Source organism: Nostoc sp. DedQUE05 (assembly GCF_034530955.1).
Lineage (GTDB): Bacteria > Cyanobacteriota > Cyanobacteriia > Cyanobacteriales > Nostocaceae > Nostoc.
In genome coordinates this window covers 144,546-167,802 of sequence record NZ_JAVRCB010000012.1, presented here as the reverse complement: position 1 = coordinate 167,802, position 23,257 = coordinate 144,546, and the positions used below count along the sequence as shown (strand labels likewise).

Below are 23,257 nucleotides of genomic sequence, written 5' to 3'. Positions count from 1 at the left end.
TAGACATCGCAGACTGCTAAATATGGCTGAAATACTCAAATAGCCTGTAGTAATTATGTACAATGCATAAGTAGTATATTAGTTATGCAAAAGAAATAAAGTGTAATCTTTATTTGAGAACAAGCGGATTTATACGTGGAGTCAAAACTTACAATACTGTCTTTTCTACGAGATGCAGTGCGATCGCACTGCATCTCGTAGCCTATTAACAATTATCTCAGCAAACAAGATGACTGAAGCAACAGCAACTCGTCCCAATACCTACATCGAGGGAACTGGGCCAATGATTCATTACCTGGTGGCTATGCCTCAACCAGAAACCCATCTGTTTGAGGTGACTTTACACCTTGTCGATTATCCCTTACCGATTCTTGATTTAAAATTGCCCGTTTGGACACCAGGTTCCTATTTAGTCCGAGAATACGCCAAGAATTTACAAGATTTTGAGGCTTTTGCAGAGAATAAGCCTTTAACTTGGCGTAAGCTTGGTAAAAATCATTGGCAGATAGACAAAATAGATGTTTCAGAATTAACTGTACGTTACCGCATTTTTGCGAATGAGCTATCGGTACGAACAAATCACTTAGATATCACTCACGGTTATTTTAACGGTGCGGCACTATTTTTTAGAATACCTGGCTGGGATAAGCAACCCATTCGCGTCACTATCGTACCACCACAGCCAAAATGGCAGGTAACTACTGCCTTACCACCCGTTGCTGAGGAAACGAATACTTTCTTGGCTAGCGATTTTGATACTCTGGTGGATACTCCTTTTGAGATTGGTTCCCACCAATTGTATAAATTTGAGGTATTAGGAAAACCTCATGAATTGGCAATCTGGGGACAAGGTAATTACCAAGTTCAGCAAATGATTGCTGATATCCAAAAAATTATTCAAGTAGAAGCACAGATGTTCGGCGGTTTACCATATCAACGATATGTGTTTCTGCTACATTTATTTAGCCAAGCTTTTGGCGGTTTGGAGCATAAAGACTCTTGCTCCTTAATTTACCAGCGTTTTGGATTTCGCGCTCAGGAAAAATACGATCGCTTTATGCAATTGGTAGCACACGAATTTTTTCACTTGTGGAATGTGAAGCGTATTCGCCCAAAAGCATTAGAGGTTTTTGATTACGACCAAGAAAATTACACCCCATCATTATGGTTTTGTGAGGGTACTACTAGTTACTATGACTTGTTGATTCCTTTGCGGGCAGGAATTTTTGATGTTCAGTCGTATTTGAATAACTTGGGTAAGGAAATTACCAGATATGAAACTACACCGGGGCGGAAGGTACAACCCGTTTCCGAGTCGAGTTTTGATGCTTGGATAAAACTTTATCGCCCGGATGCCAATAGCGGTAATTCCCAAATTTCTTACTATTTAAAAGGAGAAATGGTATCGTTGCTGCTAGATTTGCTGATTCGCTCTACTCACAACAATCAGCGCTCCCTTGATGACGTGATGCTGAAAATGTGGCAGCAATTTGGGCAAGATGAAATCGGCTATACCCCAGAACAGTTGCAGGAAGTTATCGAATCTGTTGCCGGAATCGATTTGACTGATTTCTTTAAACGCTACATTGATAGTACTGAGGATTTGCCTTTCAATCAGTATTTAGAACCCTTTGGTTTGCAGTTAGTAGCCGAACAGCAAGAAGAACCTTACCTGGGCGTGAGAATAAATACAGAAAATGGGCGGGAGATCGTTAAGTTTGTAGAAATTGGTTCACCTGCACAAGTAGGGGGAATCGATGCAGGTGATGAGTTGTTAGCAATTGATGGGATTAAGGTAACGGCAGGTGGCTTAAGCGATCGCCTCAAAGATTACCAACCAAACGATACCATTCAAGTAGCAGTTTTCCACCAAGACGAACTGCGTACCTATTCCATCACCCTCGCATTACCACGCCCCATTCGATATCAGGTGAAGCCTGTTGATTATCCTAACTCCACCCAGCAACAAAACTTTGCTGGATGGCTTGGGGCTGCGATCGCAACTGTTTAATTAAGGGGCATGGGGCATGCATGGGGCATGGGGCATAGGGCATTGGCAGAAGAGGCAGAGGGGAAAAACTTACTGAACTTCTCCCCTGCTCCCCTGCTCCCCTGCTCCTCTGCTCCCCTGCTCCCCTGCTCCCCTGCTCCCCTGCTTCTTCGCCACTTCTAAGCCGTTCTCACCGCCCCAGAGTAAATCAAACCCCGTTGCAAATCTAGCGTTATAATCGCTCCATCCCGAATCGCCTGCGTTGCCTGCTTCACGCCGACAATGACTGGTACACCGAGACGCAAGCCAATCACTGCTGCGTGACTTGTAAGACTTTCATCTTCAGTAATAATCCCGGCAGCTTTCCGAATTGCCTCAACAAAATCGGCACTAGTGCGGGGTGCAACCAAAATATCTCCGGGATTAAAGTTACTCACATCCATACCAGTACTAGCTACCCGTGCGCGACCACTTACTGAACCTTGTCCCAGTCCAATTCCGTGACCTAGTACTGCCGTTACCACCTCTACCTTAATCAAATCTGTAGAGCCAGAAATCCCCTGGAGTGTACCAGCGGTCATCACTACTAAATCTCCTTGGGACAGTAACTGAAGTTCCTGAGCCACGTTAATCGCAGCTTGAAATGTCTGACCAGTAGAAGGTAATCCTAGTACCAACAACGGTTTGACTCCCCACACCATCTGTAGCTGCCGCGCCACATTTACATGGGGTGTCACTGCCAAAATTGGTGTGTGAGGACGAAACTTAGAGACATTGCGAGCTGTTGCCCCAGTTTGCGTTAGGGTCATAATTGCTGCTGCACCTAGTTGCTCGGCAATTTGACCAACAGCTTGACTAATCGCATTGGGAATGGAGCGGCGGGAATCTCTCAAAGAACGTAAGTTTAAGTGTTGGGCTTCTTCCTGCTCCATACGTTCGGCAATTCGTGCCATCGTCGCCACTGCTTCTACAGGGAAGCTACCCACAGCGGTTTCATTGGAGAGCATCACCGCGTCTGTGCCGTCTAAAATCGCGTTTGCCACATCCGAAACTTCAGCGCGAGTGGGACGGGGATTGCTCACCATGCTATCTAACATCTGAGTAGCAGTGATGATGGGAATCCCCAAGCGATTTGCTGTCGCAATTAGCCGCTTTTGGAGTACCGGAACATCTTCTGCTGGCAATTCCACCCCTAAGTCGCCTCTGGCAACCATCACGCCATCACACAAAGCCAGAACCGCTTCCATTTGTTCGATGGCTTCATGCTTTTCAATTTTGGCAACCACCGGCACTTGCTTGCCTGTACTAGAAATTAGTTCTTTAATTTCGATCATGTCCTGGGGATTGCGGACAAAGGAAAGTGCCACCCAATCGACACCCTGATCTAGACCAAACATTAGATCCTCTCGGTCTTTGTCGGTCATTGCCTTAATTGACAGGTAAACGCCGGGAAAGTTTACGCCTTTGTTGTTAGAAAGTTTACCAGGTACGGTGACGCGACAATGCAAATCACCTTTGTCCCGGTTTATTTCCTCCACCAGCATTTCTACTCGTCCATCGTCGAGGAGAATTTTTGCTCCAACCGGTACTTCTTCAGCTAAATAATCGTAGGTGACGCAACTAATTTCCTGCGTGCCTACTACTGGACGATTTGTCAAGGTGAAGCGATCGCCTTTTGCCAAAACTATAGATCCGTTATCAAACTTCCCCAAACGAATTTTTGGGCCCTGCAAGTCTTGGAGAATAGCCACTGGCTGATTTAGTTCAAAGGCAGTTTGCCGAATTAAGCGAATACTACGCTGATGGTCGGCATGAGTTCCGTGGGAGAAGTTTAGCCGCAGCGTCGTGGCTCCCGCTTCAATAATCGCCTTGAGTATTTCAGGACTGCTAGTGGCGGGCCCAATAGTAGCGACAATTTTTGTCCGGCGCAGAGAATCTCGTAATTGCATAAGGGCTGAAGTTAGGGAGCTATCTGGGAAGTCATCGTAACTTAAGTGGCATCTCCTTTTCAGTCACTGCTATATCAATTAGATATAAGCAGTTAGATGAGGGTTTATGGGAGAGTGGGGGCTGTGGGATAGACTAGATATAGTACATCAATCTTGTATCTATCCTCCCAACGAAGGAGTTTATTGCATCAACTTCTTGCCGATTGTCATACCCCACTTATCAGTAAAGACTAGGCTTCGTCTGGAATCATAGCGTTATTCATCTGCTGATATGCAAAGCTGTCGATAAATCTTGCTATACAAAAGTTTACAAAACTTTATTTGTCCCTAATATTTATCGTATATTCGTAATGTTTGATTAAGAAGGAGACAATGTTGGAGACGATCGCATCGGAGGCACAAAAGCCACTGACAATCCCGCCAAAGGAATTTTTAGCGCCTCCTGGTGATTTTAATCCCACGCTACTGTTGTTTTTAGTAGCTGTAGCAATGCTGGTGTTATCTAACTTTGGTTACTGGCTTTGGGAATGGCCGCACTGGCTGTGCTTTAGCGTTAATACTATTGCCTTGCATTGTGCTGGAACCGTAATTCATGATGCCTGTCACCAATCTGCCCATCGCAACCGGGTGATAAATGCGATGTTAGGGCATGGCAGCGCTCTGATGCTAGCTTTTGCTTTTCCTGTATTTACGCGAGTGCATTTACAGCATCATGGTCATGTCAATCATCCCAAAGACGACCCAGATCATTATGTCTCTACAGGCGGGCCGTTGTGGTTGATTGCAGTGCGGTTTTTGTATCACGAGGTGTTTTTCTTTCAACGGCGATTGTGGCGTAAGTATGAGTTATTAGAATGGTTCATTAGCCGCTTAATTGTCGGTGTGATTGTTTATATCTCAGTGCAATACCACTTTTTAGGTTACATTTTGAATTTTTGGTTTATACCAGCTTTTGTGGTCGGCATAGCACTAGGATTATTTTTTGACTATTTGCCCCATCGTCCTTTTGCGGAGCGCGATCGCTGGAAAAATGCTCGCGTCTACCCGAACCAAGTTCTCAATATCTTAATTATGGGACAGAATTACCACTTAATTCATCATTTGTGGCCTTCTATTCCTTGGTATAATTACCAACCTGCATACTATGTCATGAAGCCACTCTTAGATGAAAAAGGATGTTATCAAACTTCAGGATTGTTGCAGAAAAAGGACTTTTTTGAGTTTGTTTATGACATCTTTTTAGGAATTCGATTTCATCATCAAAAAGAATAGAGTTATTGCATAAAGCAATGCCTACGGCGGGCTGCACTTACGCAAACAAATGGCTAGCACTGGGAATTTGATATAAAGTACAAAGTATATCGTGAGCAAGGCTAGCCTTCATTGTCAACTGAGTGCGATCGCTAAGATAGATGGTTGATTTAAGGACTTCTAAATAAAAGGTTACAAACTCTTCTCAGGATTGACTATTTTCCCAAGAAACAGGATACTCGCTGTTATCCTCTCACGAATCAGAAAGATGAAGGGACGATCGACTTTAAAAACTGGTACTGGTAAAGGTTGCTCAGACAAGAACAAATCGAACATCCCCATAGCTGTTGCGGCTGCGGCTTCAGTACCCTCATCATTTACATCAACAAAAGCCTGATGGACAACTGCTCCAATGCAGAACCCATTTTCTCTGCCATCCATACCAGAGAAATTAGCTTTATTTTGATCGAACCCATCTCTCATCCCCATCGCAATCAGAGTCTCATTTAATTGAAACTGAGAACTGACTCTGAAACGTGGCAAAAATACACGAACCTCTCTCTCCTGAAGTCCTTCTACCCAATTCGCCAGATTTTCCAGGGTTAGATTGTCTTCAAGTTCCCTCAACCCGTTAATCTGTTTGGGTAACAGAACAAGCATTGATAGATCGTTGCCAACGTAGGGCAACTGAAGAACCTGTAAGTCCTCGGTTTCTTTGTACCCAAATGTCTCCTTCTGCTCCATCATAGGCACTTGAATCTTTTTGGCAGATGTTATCCAAAACGGAGCTGTTTCTGTAAGGGTATTGTCAAATTTATTTTTCCAGTCTCCTTGGAAATAAATGGCATTGACTAAGACCAGACGCGTCAATTCATTGAGAGAATTTGATGGAATCAGATTCTGAATCTTATCCTGAGTTTTTTCTGCAACCCAAGCATTAATAATGTTTTCTGCTGCTTCTGGATCTTTCTGATAATCGACGGCAGTAACTACCACCCCATAAGAATTGTTTACAAGGTTTAAAAACTCTTCAAGCAAAGGGTATCCTGTTTGGGGCCACAGTGAATTGGCAGTTCGCAACAGAATTCCTGACCAATCTTGTACTGCTTTTAATTCCATTTCTAGGCAAGCAAATGTTTGGTGAAGTTGTTCCTGCCCCGATGTGAAATGGAGAACTTGAGCTATCTGCCTTTCTGTATCTTTACGAGCACCAGCGTAAGCCATAGCTAATGCTAAAGATATACTGTATGGGGAAAAGAATAGGTTGTCTTCCCTTGGCTTAAGTCTTTCATACAAATCAAGAGCGAAGGCAGTGTTTCCCTTCACAATACTTTCGATGTCTGGATTAACTTCTTCTATAGGAGAATCTTTCATCTTCGGACTGGTTTAAACTTCTTTTCATACTAGCCTCAAAGTACATCAGGCTATGAGTCTCAGCAAAGCATCTCAATCCCAGCGGCATCTAACGAGATTATTACATTGTCGCATTGGGTTTAACTGCAATTGTCCAATACTGAAATGTTTTACCTCCAATCCGATCGCTATCCTCACGGTAGATTTGCCGCAAGCATTCATAAAACGCTTGGGCTTCATTCTCCAATCCAAATGTTATTAAACACTTTAAAATACGGGTGATGCGAAGATAATTGTGGTTAAAGATATACACCCATTCGCCTTTACGATTCAGATAGTCTTCTGACTGGCTGATAAGTATTTTTCCGTCATTACTCTCGTGGCGTTGCAACCCATAAAACTTAAGCATAACTGTGAAGGAACGCAGCAAATTTTGACGTAGGTGTGGGTTGCTTTGAAATGCTTGAATTACTTCCTCATCAACGATGGGTGCATTAGAATTGAATGCACTTCGCTCAGGCAAAGGGAACAACCACTGAATGTAATCATGGGTACACTCCAATTGTTCAAAATCCCAAGTCCACATCTCTTGAATTGTCCGACCTTCTGAATCGCGTTGCTCACCTAAGTAGAACGGAACAAGCATTGCAGTGAGTTGTTTTTGATGATTCATTGCAAATTCCCTTTACAACTCAATATCTTGATTTTGGGCGCGATCGCCTTACCAATGACCTTAGAATAAAAATTGTATCTTTTCAGTCATAGACTCAGAAGAAAGGTTTAGCGTTTTTATAGCTTCTTCAATATCTACTCTGAAATCTAAGCGTTGAGCCATAAAATTTACATCGCTCTAATACCAATATAATCAGTGAGTTCACGCCTCAAGGGTCGTGGAACACATTCATCAAGCAGAATTAGCATAGGCAGTCAGCATTTCCTTTGCTAATTCGAGAGCGGCGTAGGCGTAGCCCGTCGTAGACATCGCTTGCTCACGGCTGACACTGGAAAAACGATCTAAAAACTCATCTAGTGAGTCACCCGCTTCCAGATAATCAACTAAGGTTTTTATCGGCACACGAGTATCAACAAAAACAGGGGTTCCCCCCAATATATCAGAGTCGCTATGAACAACACGCGATGTAGATGTCATATAGTTAGTATGCGTGCGACAGATAACCTTCCGATCCTAGCTTTGATTCTCTCGTAAATCTCAGCATATATTCCATATTCTTGAAGCCTTATTTAGCGCAGCTTAATAAATAATTAGTATTACAATTAAACATAGGGTATGACAATGTATTATCAAATAAATATGCCATCGAATCTGTTCGCGCTTGTCAAGATTCTCTAGTACTTCCTAGTATTATTTATTTTTGTCCCAAGAATTGATTGCTCTTTATCTTTTATGAGAAATTTAGAGCTATTAATTCTAATAACCTCATACATTTCTGCCACAAACACTGAACCTAAAGTAGCTACCATATCTGCAATAGAAATCTTAAATACTAATGGAACCTTAAAATTAAAAAATGATTTTGGCATAGTTTTAACATTTAAATACAACTTTTTTTGACTAACGTACCATACTCCAGTAAATTTATTACCTGTTAGAAGTTCTTTAGGTTTAGATAAAAGTAATGTTTGAATCCTGGTTTGTTCATAAGTCATATCATCTTTGAATTCAATAGTTATTTTTTCCGAACCAGTATTAAAACGCCATTTACCCAAAAGTAAAATTTCTATTTCTAAATCGGAATGCTTACTAGTATTCATATCTTACCTATCCACAGAATAATTATTTAATTTTTCTCTCAACTTAGGTGAATAGTTGCGTGTAGCAAAAATGCTTTAATTTCCTACTATCCATATCTTTGGATGATTTTGTCTAAAAAATTTTTGAATATCATGAAAGCAAACTCTTACATTATTAAGATACTCTCACTTGGCAAAGTGCATAAGCATAAACTTTCGTAACGAGCGTCTGTTCATCCTCACGCTACAACTGAACTTCTGCATCCGGGTAGGTGACTTGGAGTGCTTCTACTTGTAAGTATCGCCTAATCCTTCCACGCCTGATTCGTTATTAATGCGTATTTAGATGCATCGCTACACGAATTCGTTTTAGGGCGTTGCATAATTGCGGGATGATTTTACTAGTTTTGTGGGATGGGCCGAAAAGCCCGTCCCTTGTATTTCTGGGCGGGCAGGATGCCCACCCCACAAAATTTTGGATAAGGCTACCAATTACCTACAGGTTGAGCAGTTGGAGAAAACATTGAGGGATCGATTGAAATGCCCAATCCTTCAGCTACACGACGACCATAAGAAATATCTGCCCGGAAGAAGTGGCAAAGTTGGCGCATTTGGATATCCTGTCTCGCTTGAGAGAGACTGCCGACGATATTATGAGCAAGACGCTCTTGCTGCTCAGGAGTTAGTAACCGATACAAATTACCTGCTTGGGTGTAATCGTCGTTTCCTTCACGATGACTGTAACGATCGACTGTGACATCGCCCAAATGACTAGGTGGCTCTGCATAAGCTGGATTTTCTTTAGGCGTACCCTCAGCACTATTCGGTTCATAGTTAGGAGCGCTACCGTGGTTGTTCCCCGATGCCATAAAGCCATCTCGCTGATAATGCATCACTGGACATTTGGGCTGGTTGACTGGTAGTTGCTGATAGTTACCACCCAAGCGATACCGTTGAGCATCTGGGTAAGAAAAAATTCGAGCTTGCAGCATTTTATCTGGAGAGAAACTAACGCCAGGAACCACTGCACTAGGGCTAAAAGCAGCTTGCTCTACTTCGGCAAAATAATTCTCAGGGTTACGATTTAGCTCTAATATCCCGACTTCAATTAAAGGATAATCTGAGTGCTTCCAAACTTTGGTCAAGTCAAAAGGATTATCAGGATGTTTGGCCGCTTGCTCCTCGGTCATCACCTGAATACACATCCGCCATTTGGGATAATCTTTGTTAGCGATCGCTTCAAACAAATCGTGAGTTGCATGATCTGGATCTTCACCCTTAATCTTAGCGGATTCTTCCTCTGTCAAGGTTTGATGCCCTTGCAGAGTCTTAAAGTGAAATTTACACCAAACGCGATCGCCATCAGCATTAATTAAACTAAAGGTATGGCTACCAAAGCCGTCCATGTGTCGATAAGTTTTGGGTATTCCCCGGTCTGAAAATAGGATCGTCACCTGGTGAAGCGATTCTGGACTGAGTGACCAAAAATCCCATCTTGCATTATGGTCTTTGCAATTGGTTTGAGGATTGCGCTTTTGGGTATGGATGAAATCAGGAAACTTCAGGGGGTCGCGGATGAAGAAAATCGGGGTATTGTTGCCTGTGATATCCCAGTTGCCCTCTTCAGTGTAAAACTTGATGGCAAAACCTCTAGGGTCACGCTCGGCATCTGCTGAACCTTTTTCTCCCCCGACTGTAGAAAAGCGCAGGAGAACTTCAGTTTTCTTGCCAATTTCAGAAAAAAGTTTGGCTTTACTGTAGCGGGTGATGTCATTGGTGACAGTAAAAGTACCGAAAGCAGCCGCACCTTTAGCGTGGACAACTCTTTCAGGAATACGTTCTCTGTTGAAATGAGCCAGCTTTTCTAAGAGATGAAAATCCTGGATTAATACAGGCCCACGCGATCCAGCCGTGAGTGAGTTCTGATTATCAGCAACAGGAATACCGTCAGCAGTTGTCAAGTTTTGGGGTTCAGTCATGGTTCAAGAAGCTCTCCATGTAAGTTACTCAGATTGCCCACAGTACATTTTAGTCAGTAGATATCTATCTACTGATAGAACAATCTAATTCATAGTCATAACGAGTTTATATATAAAGCATACTCGATATGATTATGAATTACAAGAAGTCTTTTTGTATTTTGGTAAGATGTAGAGACGATATATCGCCTCTATACTACCTTTCAAGTATTTAAATGTTTGAGAATCAACGAGCAAACATCTGTCGCTTCAATTTGATGTTCATTAACTAGGTGAGTTTGATGGGTGATAAATAGAGGCCCTTCAGCAACAGAACTGGTGATATTACCGTGAGAACCACGCACTAGGGAAGCATCGAGAGGGATCACATCCATTAAATAGCGAAAACCCAGTTGTTTTTTAAGTAACTTGAGAGCAATTTTTCCTTGAGGAAATTTTATTTGCGGATCGAGGAAAAGTTCCACAGGATCGTAACCAGGCTTGCGGTGGATATCTACGGTTCTAGCAAAATCAGGCGCTTTTGCATCATCGAGCCAATAATAATAGGTAAACCAAGCGTCAGACTCGGCGATCGCTACCAACTCTCCCGATCTAGGATGATCGAGATAGTACGTTTGTTTACCCTCTTCATCCAATACTTGCGCCACGCCTTCAGTCGCTTCTAGGAGCGATCGCACTTTCGGGATATACGCCGGATCGTTCACATATACATGAGCAACTTGATGATCGGCTACAGCAAAGGCAATGCTAGCCCCAAAATCGAGCAGTTCTCGCCCTAATTCTTCCCGCACAGCAATTAAACCATTTTCCCGTAGTACGCGGTTGATATCCACAGCTTTAGAGACTGGAGTAATGCCATACTCAGAAAGAATAATTACCTGAGTATTGCGTGCTTGATAATATTCAATTAAATCGCCACAAACAGCATCAATTTCTCGCAAATCTGCTTTAATCTCTGTTTGATTGTTACCAAACTTTTGCAGACAGTAATCTAAATGTGGTAAATAAACTAGTGATAATGTCGGGCTGTAACGTTCCTCAATCCATTTTGCTGAATTGGCAATCCATTGACTAGAACTAATGGTAGTTTTTGGGCCCCAAAAATCGAACAGAGGGAAGTTTCCTAAATCAGATTGAATTTGCGATCGCACATCACTAGGATGGGTATAAATATCAGGTAATTTTCTCCCATCTGCGGGATACATCGGGCGCGGCGTAATCGCATAATCTACTGAAGAATACATGTTGTACCACCAAAAAAGGTTGGCACAAGTGAAATTTGGATCGATTGATTTAGCTATTTCCCAAACTTTAGGAGCCTGGACTAGTTTATTAGATTGTCGCCAAAATTTCACTTCACATTCATCGCGGAAGTACCAACCATTAGCGACAATTCCATGTTCATCAGGCAATTTTCCTGTTAAATAAGTAGCCTGAACCGAACAAGTCACAGCAGGTAGCACTTTTTTGATGGGAACCATTTGCCCAATAGCCGCCCAAGAAGATAAAAACGGAGTATTTTCTCCTAGTAAACTAGGCGTTAATCCTACGACATTTAAAACAACTGTTTTCTGCATACATTCAATTCTCTCTTATACCAATTTGAAGAAATAACTAGAGATGCGCTATGGTATATCTCTACAGATTTCAACCAGAAAAACCAGTGAAAATCTTAATTTATTAATTACGAATTACGAATTAGAAATTACGAATTATTTTTAATACCCACTCATATTCACGCTGAATAGAAGTCAGCAAATCTATCTTCATTTCTGATGGCAATACATCCCAAGTGTAAGTCTCAATTTCTAGATGTGAGCAAGCATTATTTGTCTGAAGTAGCTGTAAAACAGTAGCAATATCATCTTGGGTAGATTGCAAAATTTGATAATCATGAATAAAAATTGGGACATGAAAGTGAGTGCGCCATTCTTCAGCTAGAGATTGCTCTAAATTTGGTAATGCAGTTATTAAATCAGGATAGTGGTGGAGTGTACCATCGCTACGACGTTCTATTACCTGGTGAAGATAGGTAGATTCTGCAAAAGGACGTAAGCGTTCAACTATCAAACTACGCTTTTCAACCTCAGCAGGGATTTTTACTTTAATTGCAGCGCTGATTTGAATTTTCCCAATTTTAATTCCTACCGATTGCAAACGTCCAAATACAGAGTTTGGCTGCTCATATTCAACGGAAAAATGGCAGGTGTCATAGCAAATTCGAACGTGTTCTAGCAATTTAGTCTCTGCTAAATCCTGCTCAATATTTAACTTGTCTGATAAATAACTACCACCTATTGGCAATAACCAATTTTGATAGAAGTCAATTACTTCCGAAGTATTTTCAATTAAACCATCAGGCTCAGGTTCTAAATCAATATGAAGGATCTTGCCTGTTTCTTCATGGATGCGAATCATTTCTATAACAACTGATGCTATATTCAAACAACTCTTTTTTATAACTGTCTCAAAAGTTGCTTGGTCTTTTATCCACCAAGGTTTATAGGATAATGGTAGTGTAGAAATTCCGCCATCAAGTCCTTGGGGTAATAGACTAGCTAAAATGTGTGCCAAATTTAATGTATAATTAACCCGTTCTTGTGTAGACCAATCTGGTGCATAAACTTGGTCTTTTACCACCTGTCGATGAAATCCACCATAAGGGAATCCGTTTAAGGTGAAAACATATAAATCTTCTTGAGTCAGCCAATCTTGAAATTGAGCTAAGTTATTATTTTCTAAAAGTTGTTTTGCTGCAACATCTGCTAACCTCAAGCCAATACCAAAAGGTTCTGTAGGCGATAAACGTGATTTGAGTTCGGGAATATACTTCTCTAAATTGGCGCAAACCTCTAGCCAACTTTCACCAGGATGAATATTGCTGCAATAAGTTAAGTGAAAATTATTGTTTTTTGTAACTTTCATTTTATAGCTCTATCCTTTGTACATCTGTTTTTTTTTGGCTTAAACTATTCCACAAAATACTTGCTACATATTCATGGGTAGGGGCGCATAGATGTGCGCCCCTACAGCCGATTAATGGTATTACTGGGTGTATACATTAAAATTTAAGTAACAGCAAATACCTTTGCTAACTTCATAGAAAATGGTAGCAAAATTAGAACAAATAAACCGTAATACAAACCAGCAAAACCAGATGCAACGGTTGCATCTAATACTATTAGAGATAAAACGCCAATTCTCACAGCATTTCTGATATTTTCAGCTATCGGTTCGCGCGCTGCTTTGATAAAGTTAGGCAAGATTCTGATAGCTAAGAAAATAGCGAATGGTAGGGCTGCGATCGCTCTATACTCTTCTAATAATCCTAAAGCTAAAACTGCTGTCAAAACTATTGCAATTAGAAGTAGCGCGAGTACTCCCGTAATCTTCTTTCCTCCGTGAACTTCACCCTGACTAATTGCGGTAATAGCAGCAATATAAAGAACAGGAATCAGTGCTAAATACCAACGTTCACCGATTATTTCTGGTACAGCACTTACGCCTAATAATAAGTTACTGCCACGGCACAAACCCATATTTAAAGGGCCGAAAAAAGGATGATGTTTGGCGAGTGAGTTATAAAGGAGGCATGAAAGAGTAATAAATGTTGCGATCGCAGCACTCAACAACGATACTTGAAAAGCAGCTATAATCCCAATTGCAAACAGTATACTCCCCAAGAAAGTAGCATTTTGACGAGATACGCGACCACTAGGAATTGCTCTATTTGGTCGCTCTTTGGCATCTAATTCGGCATCGAAAACATCGTTAAAAACTATCCCGCCACCGTATAAACCAGTTGTCGCCAATAACAACCAAGCTAATGGAATTAAGATGGCAAAAGTTGCTTCGCCATTAATTAATTTGGTAAAAATAATTCCAGAACCAGAAGCAGCAAAGCCTAGAAGAATATCCGCCCAAGCAGTAACAATATTAGCAGGACGCATCAATTCCAGATAACCCCGCCAGCTTTGAAAATTTAAGCTTGCAACATTCACTTATCTGTCCCCCTGCCTAGTAATTTTTGAAAATAAACTGCATATTAAGATGAAAATATCTCTTGCAATGCCCAATCCCCCCTCACAATTTTCTACTCAATCAACACAAAATCTGAAACTGATTTGATTCCTGGTTCTTGTCCCCGTAGCACAGAATTACCACTGAACAGCTGACGCTGATCGATAGATTGGGGATTGAGCCAATCTGAAGCTTTCATTTGTCCAGTTTGACTGTAAGCAGCTAGGGCATTTTCATAACAAACTGCTCGCACATGTTCTTCAGGAATGCCCCTATCTAACATCAACTGAGCCGTTTTTGGGACTGCTAAAGGATCGCTAATACCCCAATCAGCACTACTATCTACAATGATGCGATCGCATCCATACTTACGGACAACTTCTACCATCCGGGCGTTACCCATCTTCGTCTGTGGGTAAATCGTGAAAGCCGCCCAAAAACCTCGTCCTAATACTTCTTCAACGGTTTCTTCGTTGTTGTGATCGATAACTACTTGTGAAGGATCTAAGCCATATTCAATACAACGATCCATACTCCGACTAGCACCCGCCTTCTTATTACGGTGAGGAGTATGAATTAGTACCAAACTATCGAGTTCTTTGGCTAATTCTAACTGTTGACAAAAGTACTTATCTTCTGCTTCCGTCATATCGTCATAGCCAATTTCACCAATGGCAACAACTCCTTCTTTACAGGCATAAAGTGGTAGCAGTTCCATAACTTCAGCTGCTAGCGCTTCATTGTTAGCTTCTTTCGGATTTAGGCCGATTGTGCAGTAGTGTTGGATGCCAAACTGACTAGCACGAAACCGTTCCCAGCCCACAAGACTACTGAAGTAGTCTTTAAATGAGCCAGCATTAGTTCGGGGTTGTCCTAACCAAAAGGCTGGTTCAATAACGGCAACAATTCCATATTCCCGCATTACTAAGTAATCGTAAGTAGTACGGGAACACATGTGAATGTGAGGATCGATAAACATCATAGTTTTAATAATTGGGGATTGGGGATTGGGGATTGGGAATTGGGCATTGGGCATTGGGCATTGGGCATTGGGAAAGACGAGGCAGGAGGCAGAAGTTCTACAATGTTTGAATTTTGAATTTTGAATTTTGAATTGATTTCTCCCCTGCTCCCTTGCTTCTTCCCCAGTCCCCAGTCCCCAGTCCCCACTCCCTTCATTTGCGGCTAAAACTGCTCCAAGTCAGATTACCTTGTTGAATGGATGACTGTAAATCTGGGTAATGAGAAAGTAATGCTTGCGCTTGCGGTAAAGGAGACTCAGCACAAGCTAAGGCTGCCGCTTCTTGCTCGTGTATATCCCCATTAGCCAGTACTTTTTCCAAATCTGTAATGATGGCGCTATCGGCAAACCGCCCTACAGGTCGCCAAAGTTCTGGCGTAACTGAGCGTTTAGCTGCCCAACGTTCATGGGCATAATCTGCTAACATCCTCGCCAATTCTGGATTAGCACGCCGATCTAGACCCCAAATTAGATGTAAAGGACTGCCGACAAACACAGCCTTCAGTACCATCTGATTCCAAGCAGCATTATCTAAGTAATTTGCTGGATAAGGGTTACGCAGTGCTATAGCTTGAAATACATTACTCATATTGCTGCGAATTCCCTCAGCAGTACGATGGCGATGTAACTCTGGATGTGGTAGTAGCGGCAAACTTTGATAAAGGGCAACTAACTCCCCCATATCGGCAGTGGAGAAGACTCGATCGAGCGATCGCACATAGACCTCAGCATCATCGTGGGGCAAAGCTAAAAGCAAAAGTGTGCGACCCGCTTGATCTACACTCCAATTACCAAGATACCAGCCGGGAATCAGATCCTCTGCTGCTTCCAAGTCCTGGAATGTTAGCTGCAAATCCTGTTTACCTAGATAACGCGGCACAGCACTAAAAGCCGTAAAAAACACTTGTTCAGCAGTGCCACTAGCAATCTGTGCTTGCTTCTGTTCCAACCAAGTAAAAGCTTTCTCTGAAACAGACTTTAACAGCCAGTGATGCAGTAATTTGTTTACTTTACTCATGATAAATTCAGGATAAGTTGCCCAACTTCTTTGTGACAACCAAGTATAAAATATAGCACTAAACTTGATATTTTGGGTTTAAAGCAGTTAGGTAATATACTACTGGGATCATAACTTCACTGAATCTATAAAAATCTCCTGACTTTAAAGAAGATACTGTAAAGATACCATTTTGATTAGATAAATCCTCAAATTATCTTACGGAAAAAAATTAGAATTTTATGTAATAATGATCTCCATTACTAACCTCATATATAAAGGATAGGCATTAATATAAATTGTAAATTCATGTTATTTTAAACTTTATCTATTAGGTGAAATCCTTCAAAAGTATGATTAATTTAGTAAATAGATTCGTTTAGTAGTTCATTTAAATTTTGAATTACGTGATGGATTTATTCTGTTTATATTGCTGTTAATTTTAATTGCAATAGTGTATTTATTTATAGCTACTTAAAAAGTAATAATATTCAAATGGCTATTCAACAAAAAACCGCTCTTAATCTCCAACCAATTAACCAATGTGTCCGCGTTACCTTCAATTATGATGTTCACTTCACTAGAGGTTTGTTTGAGTTAGATAATCCTTTACTTGCGCAAGCGATCGCCGCAGATGGGGAGACAACCCCAAAACAAGTACTAGCAGTGGTAGATGGAGGATTTTTACAGTATCAAGATGGGCTGTTAAAAAAATTATCAGCCTATGCCCAATGTTATGAAGATGTATTAACACTGAGCGGTGAGCCGATAGTAGTTCCAGGTGGAGAAGCAGTCAAGAACGATTCTAGATTTATAGAGCAAATTCATCAGCGGATCAATGCAGCTGGATTATGCCGTCACTCCTACGTTTTAGCAATTGGAGGTGGAGCTGTCCTAGACATGGCAGGATACGCAGCAACAACAGCTCACCGAGGAATTCGGCTACTACGAGTACCGACAACAGTATTAGGGCAAAATGATTCGGGTGTAGGAGTAAAAAATGGAATCAATGCCTTTGGTAAGAAAAACTTTTTGGGTACATTCATGCCACCTTATGCTGTCTTGAATGACTTTGATTTTCTTACTAGCCTCGACGATCGAGATTGGCGATCGGGTATTGCAGAAGCGGTAAAAGTAGCGTTGATTAAAGATGCAGATTTCTTCGATTTCATTATGACTAATGCCGATAAATTGGCTAATCGAGACATGGATATAATGGAAACACTGATCTATCGTTGTTCTCAGTTGCACTTAGAGCATATTGCTGGTAGTGGCGATCCCTTTGAAATGGGTTCATCGCGTCCTTTAGACTTTGGACACTGGGCTGCTCACAAACTGGAGCATTTAACTAATTACAGCTTACGTCACGGTGAAGCTGTTGCGATCGGCATCGCTTTAGATACAACCTATTCATATTTAACAGGGCAACTCTTACAATCAGAGTGGCAAAGGGTTCTAACTACACTCAAAAAATTAGGCTTTACTTTGTACGTATCGGCATTGACAGAGCAATTAGATCGACTAGACCATCCGCATTGTCTATTTAGGGGGCTTACGGAATTCCGCGAACATTTGGGAGGAAAATTGACAATTACCCTTCTACAAGGAATCGGAGAGGGAATAGAAGTTAACCAGGTAGATTTGTCTTTGTATAGAGATGCTATTTTGATGCTGCAAGATTGGGAACTTTTGCATTGATTCTCTATTGGATGCAATCAGCAGAAGCGATGTCTATGAACAAGCCCAGAGGTGGAGAGTAAGATTTTCTTCACCTTTGCCTAATTGTGGTTATTTTATGCAAATATACCGCTTAGTTTTTAAAGCGATCGCTACTTCGTGGTTCCAAATTGCAAAATACTTTTTAGTTCCTCTTCTTCTTCCTTGAGAACGTGGTAAAGTTCCCAATTTTGTTGGAGGTTTAACCAAAACTCTGAGCTATTTCCGAAAAATTTTGATAACCTTATTGCCGTACTAGGTGTAATACCTCGCTTTTGATTTACAAGCTCATTTATTCGCTGATAAGGAACGTGAAGTGCATCTGCAAGTTCTCTTTGGGTGATTCCCATTGGGTCTATAAAATCTTTAAGTAATATTTCACCTGGATGTGATGGAGGTCTATACTTTGGAACTCTCATCTGTTGTTACCTCCTAATGGTAATCGACTATTTCAACTTCTGATGCACCCTGGAGTGTCCATATAAAGCAAATTCGATATTGGTCATTAATCCGAATGCTATGCTGACCTCTACGAGCGCCTTTTAGTACTTTTAACCTGTTACCCGGTGGAACTTTCATGTCATCTAGAGATAACGCTGCATTGATTTGATCTAATTTTCTCCGTGCAACTTCCCAACAGTCTATAGGACATTGCTTACGAGCTTCCTTTGAGTCATTGCCATCAAAAATATCTTCCGTTCCTCGATCTTTAAATGATATTATCATAATTAGCATGATGACACGGTTATCATGCTATCAAAAAAACAAAGTGATTTTTTGTAGGATGAGTAAACTAAATTAAAGTTATCGTGAGTTAAAAAAGTTATGATGTCTTCGCTTCCTGTCAACGACGCTCAAAATAATTTGCAAGAGATCATCGACCAAGTTGCAGAGCAGGGTAAACCTGTGATCATTCGAGGCGATCGTGGTAATGCAATTCTGCTAGCGGAAAAAGATTGGTCTGCAATTCAAGAGACTCTTTACTTATTATCTGTCCCTGGAATGCGAAAATCTATAAAAGAAGGACTATAGCAATCCTAAATCATTCGTGAGAGAGAAAATCGCTGAAAGGCTTTAAAACACCCACTTTTAATCTCAGTGTTTTCTCACGTTTCAATTCGGATTGCTATAGCAACCCCGATCCAAGAATGTGATGGGGAGTTGGATTGGTGAGCCAGCAAGCTTCTGAAGAGCTACTTGCAAACCCAGAAGGAGCGAGTTGGAGGTTGAATTTATACAAAACAAGCGCAAAAAGACGCAAAGAAATTAGCTTCTAGTAACTTAAAGGAAAAGGCCGAGGAATTACTCGCAGTCCTTAAAGAAAATCCTTTTCAAAATCCTCCACCTTATGAAAAGCTGGTTGGTGACTTATCAGGTGCTTATTCTCGTAGGATAAATATACAGCATCGATTGGTATATGAGGTCATTGAATCCGAGCAAGTAGTCAAGATAATTCGGATGTGGACGCATTACGAGTAAGTTACCTCCTCAACCCTCCTTGGTGTTCACAATGAAAACCTCGATGCTCCCAAGCTTGCATATCTACATCAGTAAGTTTTGTCACATTTGAGCATTGCGGTTGAATAATTTGACTTAAAATCGCCCAAAATAAGCTGCGCGTTACATCTAATCCAGTTTTTGTCCAAGATTCCCGATTACCAGGAATACCCGACTCCTGAACAATTTCTGGCTCAACCCAAATACCATGAGCGCCAAAAAGAACCTGTGCCATCCATTTAGCTCTGGGTAAATGACTTGACGAGGTAATCAACATGACTTTATGCACTCCCCAACGGCGCAAAATTGGAATACCATAATAAAAATTTTCAAAGGTAGAATTCGCGCATTTTTCTAACCAAACGTTTTGTAACTCTGCTAATTCTGCCTCAAAAATTAACCGTATACAGGGATCTGGGGAACCATGAGAAATTAAAATTGGGGTTTGCGGGTATTGTTTTGCTAGTTGGGCAACATAAGTTTCTCGACGAATACTGCCACCAAGCACAAAGAACGCATCTACTGGCTGCGAAGACGCAAAAACTAAGGTTATAGTAGTAAAAATCAGCCAAACACCCAGGACAACATACAATCCACCACTGAGTTTTTGTAACAATTGCCACAGATTAGCAGATTTTTTTTTAATAGAAATTAATGATTTGTTGGTAAATTTGCGTTTCATGACTTAAGTAAGAAAAACTGATTTTATTGCTGTATAACAGTACTGCAATTCAGTGAGCAAAGTGCTATCTTATAAAAGTAATCTAGAATGCAAAGATGACGCTAATTAAAGTGTCACACGCTCAGTATAGCCTTCCGGAGTAGACTAACAAACTGAGAAATGATTGTTAATAACTAATGCGGCATTTTTGGCATCATTTAAGGATAAAAATGATGAAGGAACATAGTTGATTCTGGGGTATAAAAACTTAAAAATTTCTGGAAAGCCTGATTGCTAAACTGTCAACAACACAATTATTCCAGCTAAGTATACATGAACCAATCTGCGAAAAGTTACTCACCGCTCCAAGTAGCCTTGATTGGTGGAGCGATCGCCACAACTGCTACCATGTCTGTATTCGGCCCCGCTTGGACTCGTGGTGTCCGTGCTGCTCTAGCCCTCCAAGACAGCCCAAAAGTGATAGTTGACCAAGTTTGGCAACTGGTAAATCATGAATATGTTGATGGCAAATTTAATCAACAAGATTGGCAAGCAACCAGGCAAAGCTTGTTGAGCAAAGACTACTCTTCTAAGGAAGAAGCATACACTGCCATCCGCGAAGCTTTACAAAAGTTAGGAGATCCTTACACTCGGTTCATGGACCCCCAACAATTTGAAGCTCTAACTAGCCAAACATCTGGGGAAGTCTCTGGTATCGGCATTCGGATGGAAGTGAACGAAAAAACTCAGCAGCTCACCGTTGTCGAAGCCATAGAAAACTCTCCGGCGCTGAAAGCTGGAATCAAAGCAGGCGATCAAATTTTGGCAATTGACGGCAAATCCACTCTCAAAATGAAAGTGGATGATGCTTCTAAGCTCATCCGTGGCAAAGCGGGTACTCCGATTAAGCTAAGATTAGGACGCGCAGGCCAAAATGCCTTTGATTTGAAGCTGACAAGGGCAAGTATTGAAGTCCCAACGGTACGCTATACCCTCAGACAAGAAGGGAATCGCCGCGTTGGCTATATCCGTTTGCGGGAATTTAGCGCCCACGCCGCAGACCAAATGCAACGAGCCATCCGCGATTTGAACACTAAGAAAGTTGATTCTTATGTCTTGGATTTGCGGGGAAATCCTGGCGGTTTGTTACAGGCAAGCATTGAAATTGCTCGGATGTGGTATGACAACGGCGGAATTGTCAAGACAATAGACCGTGTAGGCAGCAGCGAAGAAACTAAAGCCAATCGCACTGCTTTGACAAATCGTCCTTTGGCAGTCTTAGTGGATGGCAATTCAGCTAGTGCTAGTGAAATCCTTACAGGGGCACTCAAGGATAATAAACGGGCGGTAGTCGTGGGGGGTCAAACCTTTGGCAAAGCCTTAGTCCAGTCAGTTCATGAACTCGCAGATGGTTCCGGCTTGGCTGTCACCATTGCCCATTACTACACCCCAGCAGGAACGGATATTAACCACAAAGGAATTACACCTGATATCAAGCTAGACTTGACAGAGGCACAAGAGCGTCAATTGGCTTCTAATCCCAATTTAATTGGAACTAAGAGCGATCCCCAATATGCTCGAGCGATCGCAATTCTATCAAATAATAACTTTGCCCAGCCACCAGCAAATCAACCGACTCGACCCATGAGCCGTGCCGATAACCTGAAATTTTAAATTGACGCGAATGATTTGTTACCAGGTGTTTATATAGTAGTATTCCCAAATCCAGATTTTTGGAGTTATGAAAACTGCTTGATATGCCGTTCCAGGATTTTGATTTGGGAATACTAACTACTAATCCCATCTCCAAAATCTCAGATTTATGAATCATCAACCAGTTGATGCAACCACCGCCACCAGCTTTTTACCAATGGTATCGGTGGTTGTTCCTATTTATAACGGTGAGGCAGATTTACCAGAGTTAATCAATTGTCTGTTGTCTCAAACTTACCCAAAAGACCGGGTAGAATACTTGTTGGTGGACAACAACAGTAGCGATCGCACTCTCACCATCCTGAAAACATCTGCCGAAAATTCCCCAATTACAATTCGCCCCTTAAGCGAAACCCAAATTCAAAGCTCTTACGCTGCTCGTAATACCGGGATTCGCGCCGCTACGGGTGAAATTATGGTTTTTACCGATGCAGATTGTCGCCCACAACCGCAATGGTTAGACACACTAATTCAGCCTTTTGTTAACGCAGAAGTAGTAATTGTTGCTGGTGAAATTTTGGCACTACCAGGCACAACTTTGTTAGAACAACACGCAGACCGTCAAGAAACTTTATCGCAAAAACATACCCTTAACCATTCCTTTCGTCCCTATGGTCAAACAGCTAATTTGGCGATTCGACGCATTGCTTTTGAAAAAGTGGGTTTATTTCGTCCCTATCTAACTACTGGTGGTGATGCTGATATTTGTTGGCGGATTTTGGCAGAAAACATCGGGCGTTTAGAATTTGCTCCAAGTGCGATCGTTCAGCACCGCCACCGCGCTACACTTCAAGAACTGCAAAGTCAATGGCGGCGTTATGGACGTTCAAATCGCTATCTGCACGAACTGTACGGTGTAGATTTAATGCGAGAGATGACACCCAGAGAATACGGCTATCGCTTGGCACGTTGGTTATTGAAGGAAGTACCAAGAGATATTAAAAAGGCTTTGGCGAAGCCCGTCGCAGCCATTGCTAGTCAAGCCACGCTTGTAGATTTATTAAATACCCCCATTGGTTTATTCACAGCTAGGGCGCGTACTGCTGGACAAAGAGAGGCCAAGCTACCAGAGAATGCCAAGATAATTGCTCGACTGTAATTAAGAAAAAGGGCGTTGCTGATTTAGATGTGTAAATTTTGGTATAAAGACGTTGCAATTGCTAGTCTCTACAAAGGTTTTGAAATTACGCAAAATCATTTTCATAGCTGAATTCAGTAACACCTGAGCAAAAACGTTCTTGTCAGTCTAGAAGCATTGACTGAGAACCTTATGCTTTCTTTAGCTCACAAAAGCGAATGTATCTTAAGAAGTATTTTCAAAAGTAGGTAAAGCAAATATGCTGTTATTAATCTTTGAA

21 protein-coding genes are annotated in these 23,257 nt (G+C 41.5%); 7 read left to right on the top strand and 14 right to left on the bottom strand.

The annotated features are described in order from the left end of the window. The first annotated feature begins 229 nt into the window (after positions 1-229). Positions 230-2,011: a M61 family metallopeptidase gene (locus RMZ42_RS11420; RefSeq protein WP_322671538.1), complete on the top strand. Its 1,782-nt coding sequence runs from the start codon at positions 230-232 to the stop codon at positions 2,009-2,011. Between the two features lie 158 nt (positions 2,012-2,169). On the opposite strand, the gene pyk is transcribed toward RMZ42_RS11420, so the two are convergent. Further along, positions 2,170-3,939: a pyruvate kinase gene (gene pyk / locus RMZ42_RS11415; protein ID WP_322671537.1), complete on the bottom strand. Its 1,770-nt coding sequence runs from the start codon at positions 3,937-3,939 to the stop codon at positions 2,170-2,172. Between the two features lie 372 nt (positions 3,940-4,311). On the opposite strand from pyk, the gene crtR reads away from it, so the two are divergent. Further along, positions 4,312-5,211: a beta-carotene hydroxylase gene (crtR, locus tag RMZ42_RS11410; protein ID WP_322671536.1), complete on the top strand. Its 900-nt coding sequence runs from the start codon at positions 4,312-4,314 to the stop codon at positions 5,209-5,211. Positions 5,212-5,382: 171 nt separating this feature from the next. Here crtR and RMZ42_RS11405 read toward each other — a convergent pair whose 3' ends face one another. From RMZ42_RS11405 to RMZ42_RS11360, 10 genes are all read right to left on the bottom strand, one after another. Then, complete coding sequence (locus RMZ42_RS11405; RefSeq protein WP_322671535.1) at positions 5,383-6,564, bottom strand: serpin family protein; 1,182 nt, start codon at positions 6,562-6,564, stop codon at positions 5,383-5,385. Positions 6,565-6,664: 100 nt separating this feature from the next. After that, entirely contained in the window at positions 6,665-7,216 is a 552-nt protein-coding gene (locus RMZ42_RS11400) for an opioid growth factor receptor-related protein (RefSeq protein ID WP_322671534.1), read from the bottom strand. A gap of 231 nt (positions 7,217-7,447) precedes the next feature. Then, positions 7,448-7,693 carry a DUF433 domain-containing protein gene (locus RMZ42_RS11395; RefSeq protein WP_322671533.1) on the bottom strand — a complete coding sequence of 82 codons (246 nt, stop codon included), beginning with the start codon at positions 7,691-7,693 and terminating at the stop codon, positions 7,448-7,450. Positions 7,694-7,890: 197 nt separating this feature from the next. Then, positions 7,891-8,316, bottom strand: a complete 426-nt coding sequence (locus tag RMZ42_RS11390) for a hypothetical protein (protein ID WP_322671532.1) — start codon at positions 8,314-8,316, stop codon at positions 7,891-7,893. 464 nt (positions 8,317-8,780) lie between these two features. Beyond that, the gene (locus RMZ42_RS11385) at positions 8,781-10,274 is read right to left on the bottom strand and encodes a catalase (protein WP_322671531.1); all 1,494 of its coding nucleotides are present in this window, start codon (positions 10,272-10,274) and stop codon (positions 8,781-8,783) included. Positions 10,275-10,477: 203 nt separating this feature from the next. Beyond that, entirely contained in the window at positions 10,478-11,851 is a 1,374-nt protein-coding gene (locus RMZ42_RS11380) for an alkaline phosphatase family protein (protein ID WP_322671530.1), read from the bottom strand. A 121-nt stretch (positions 11,852-11,972) separates the two neighbouring features. Beyond that, a complete protein-coding gene (gene eboE, locus RMZ42_RS11375) occupies positions 11,973-13,199 on the bottom strand; it encodes a metabolite traffic protein EboE (protein WP_322671529.1) in 1,227 nt (408 codons plus the stop codon). A gap of 143 nt (positions 13,200-13,342) precedes the next feature. Continuing rightward, positions 13,343-14,275, bottom strand: coding sequence for a UbiA-like protein EboC (eboC, locus tag RMZ42_RS11370; RefSeq protein WP_416211808.1), 933 nt, complete (start codon positions 14,273-14,275; stop codon positions 13,343-13,345). A 92-nt stretch (positions 14,276-14,367) separates the two neighbouring features. After that, positions 14,368-15,330 (bottom strand): TatD family hydrolase, encoded by a 963-nt coding sequence (locus RMZ42_RS11365; protein ID WP_322671528.1) that lies wholly within the window; start codon positions 15,328-15,330, stop codon positions 14,368-14,370. A gap of 139 nt (positions 15,331-15,469) precedes the next feature. After that, positions 15,470-16,333: an EboA family metabolite traffic protein gene (locus tag RMZ42_RS11360; protein ID WP_322671527.1), complete on the bottom strand. Its 864-nt coding sequence runs from the start codon at positions 16,331-16,333 to the stop codon at positions 15,470-15,472. A 474-nt stretch (positions 16,334-16,807) separates the two neighbouring features. On the opposite strand from RMZ42_RS11360, the gene RMZ42_RS11355 reads away from it, so the two are divergent. Next, positions 16,808-18,010: a 3-dehydroquinate synthase gene (locus tag RMZ42_RS11355; RefSeq protein ID WP_322671526.1), complete on the top strand. Its 1,203-nt coding sequence runs from the start codon at positions 16,808-16,810 to the stop codon at positions 18,008-18,010. 131 nt (positions 18,011-18,141) lie between these two features. On the opposite strand, the gene RMZ42_RS11350 is transcribed toward RMZ42_RS11355, so the two are convergent. Next, on the bottom strand, positions 18,142-18,447 hold the full coding sequence (locus RMZ42_RS11350; protein ID WP_322671525.1) for a HigA family addiction module antitoxin: 306 nt from the start codon (positions 18,445-18,447) through the stop codon (positions 18,142-18,144). A 13-nt stretch (positions 18,448-18,460) separates the two neighbouring features. Further along, the gene (locus RMZ42_RS11345) at positions 18,461-18,754 is read right to left on the bottom strand and encodes a type II toxin-antitoxin system RelE/ParE family toxin (protein ID WP_322671524.1); all 294 of its coding nucleotides are present in this window, start codon (positions 18,752-18,754) and stop codon (positions 18,461-18,463) included. Positions 18,755-18,856: 102 nt separating this feature from the next. On the opposite strand from RMZ42_RS11345, the gene RMZ42_RS11340 reads away from it, so the two are divergent. Beyond that, positions 18,857-19,060 carry a type II toxin-antitoxin system Phd/YefM family antitoxin gene (locus RMZ42_RS11340; RefSeq protein ID WP_416211810.1) on the top strand — a complete coding sequence of 68 codons (204 nt, stop codon included), beginning with the start codon at positions 18,857-18,859 and terminating at the stop codon, positions 19,058-19,060. A 198-nt stretch (positions 19,061-19,258) separates the two neighbouring features. After that, a complete protein-coding gene (locus RMZ42_RS11335; RefSeq protein WP_322671560.1) occupies positions 19,259-19,507 on the top strand; it encodes a Txe/YoeB family addiction module toxin in 249 nt (82 codons plus the stop codon). 1 nt (position 19,508) lies between these two features. Here the strand turns inward: RMZ42_RS11335 and RMZ42_RS11330 are convergent, their stop codons facing one another. Then, positions 19,509-20,207, bottom strand: a complete 699-nt coding sequence (locus tag RMZ42_RS11330) for a YdcF family protein (protein WP_322671522.1) — start codon at positions 20,205-20,207, stop codon at positions 19,509-19,511. Between the two features lie 312 nt (positions 20,208-20,519). Here RMZ42_RS11330 and ctpB point away from each other — a divergent pair, with 312 nt between their 5' ends. Together ctpB and RMZ42_RS11320 are read left to right on the top strand one after the other, a co-directional pair. Beyond that, the gene (ctpB, locus tag RMZ42_RS11325; protein WP_322671521.1) at positions 20,520-21,860 is read left to right on the top strand and encodes a carboxyl-terminal processing protease CtpB; all 1,341 of its coding nucleotides are present in this window, start codon (positions 20,520-20,522) and stop codon (positions 21,858-21,860) included. A gap of 148 nt (positions 21,861-22,008) precedes the next feature. Further along, positions 22,009-22,998, top strand: coding sequence for a glycosyltransferase (locus RMZ42_RS11320; protein ID WP_322671520.1), 990 nt, complete (start codon positions 22,009-22,011; stop codon positions 22,996-22,998). Positions 22,999-23,257 lie beyond the last annotated feature (259 nt).

What these genes read in the sequence shown, in the direction of transcription:
- RMZ42_RS11420 (WP_322671538.1), top strand. Translation starts at nt 230, where the DNA reads ATGACTGAAGCAACAGCAACTCGTCCCAATACCTACATCGAGGGAACT.
- pyk (WP_322671537.1), bottom strand. Translation starts at nt 3,939, where the DNA reads ATGCAATTACGAGATTCTCTGCGCCGGACAAAAATTGTCGCTACTATT.
- crtR (WP_322671536.1), top strand. Translation starts at nt 4,312, where the DNA reads ATGTTGGAGACGATCGCATCGGAGGCACAAAAGCCACTGACAATCCCG.
- RMZ42_RS11405 (WP_322671535.1), bottom strand. Translation starts at nt 6,564, where the DNA reads ATGAAAGATTCTCCTATAGAAGAAGTTAATCCAGACATCGAAAGTATT.
- RMZ42_RS11400 (WP_322671534.1), bottom strand. Translation starts at nt 7,216, where the DNA reads ATGAATCATCAAAAACAACTCACTGCAATGCTTGTTCCGTTCTACTTA.
- RMZ42_RS11395 (WP_322671533.1), bottom strand. Translation starts at nt 7,693, where the DNA reads ATGACATCTACATCGCGTGTTGTTCATAGCGACTCTGATATATTGGGG.
- RMZ42_RS11390 (WP_322671532.1), bottom strand. Translation starts at nt 8,316, where the DNA reads ATGAATACTAGTAAGCATTCCGATTTAGAAATAGAAATTTTACTTTTG.
- RMZ42_RS11385 (WP_322671531.1), bottom strand. Translation starts at nt 10,274, where the DNA reads ATGACTGAACCCCAAAACTTGACAACTGCTGACGGTATTCCTGTTGCT.
- RMZ42_RS11380 (WP_322671530.1), bottom strand. Translation starts at nt 11,851, where the DNA reads ATGCAGAAAACAGTTGTTTTAAATGTCGTAGGATTAACGCCTAGTTTA.
- eboE (WP_322671529.1), bottom strand. Translation starts at nt 13,199, where the DNA reads ATGAAAGTTACAAAAAACAATAATTTTCACTTAACTTATTGCAGCAAT.
- RMZ42_RS11365 (WP_322671528.1), bottom strand. Translation starts at nt 15,330, where the DNA reads ATGCCCAATGCCCAATTCCCAATCCCCAATCCCCAATCCCCAATTATT.
- RMZ42_RS11360 (WP_322671527.1), bottom strand. Translation starts at nt 16,333, where the DNA reads ATGAGTAAAGTAAACAAATTACTGCATCACTGGCTGTTAAAGTCTGTT.
- RMZ42_RS11355 (WP_322671526.1), top strand. Translation starts at nt 16,808, where the DNA reads ATGGCTATTCAACAAAAAACCGCTCTTAATCTCCAACCAATTAACCAA.
- RMZ42_RS11350 (WP_322671525.1), bottom strand. Translation starts at nt 18,447, where the DNA reads ATGAGAGTTCCAAAGTATAGACCTCCATCACATCCAGGTGAAATATTA.
- RMZ42_RS11345 (WP_322671524.1), bottom strand. Translation starts at nt 18,754, where the DNA reads ATGATAATATCATTTAAAGATCGAGGAACGGAAGATATTTTTGATGGC.
- RMZ42_RS11340 (WP_416211810.1), top strand. Translation starts at nt 18,857, where the DNA reads ATGTCTTCGCTTCCTGTCAACGACGCTCAAAATAATTTGCAAGAGATC.
- RMZ42_RS11330 (WP_322671522.1), bottom strand. Translation starts at nt 20,207, where the DNA reads ATGAAACGCAAATTTACCAACAAATCATTAATTTCTATTAAAAAAAAA.
- ctpB (WP_322671521.1), top strand. Translation starts at nt 20,520, where the DNA reads ATGAACCAATCTGCGAAAAGTTACTCACCGCTCCAAGTAGCCTTGATT.
- RMZ42_RS11320 (WP_322671520.1), top strand. Translation starts at nt 22,009, where the DNA reads ATGAATCATCAACCAGTTGATGCAACCACCGCCACCAGCTTTTTACCA.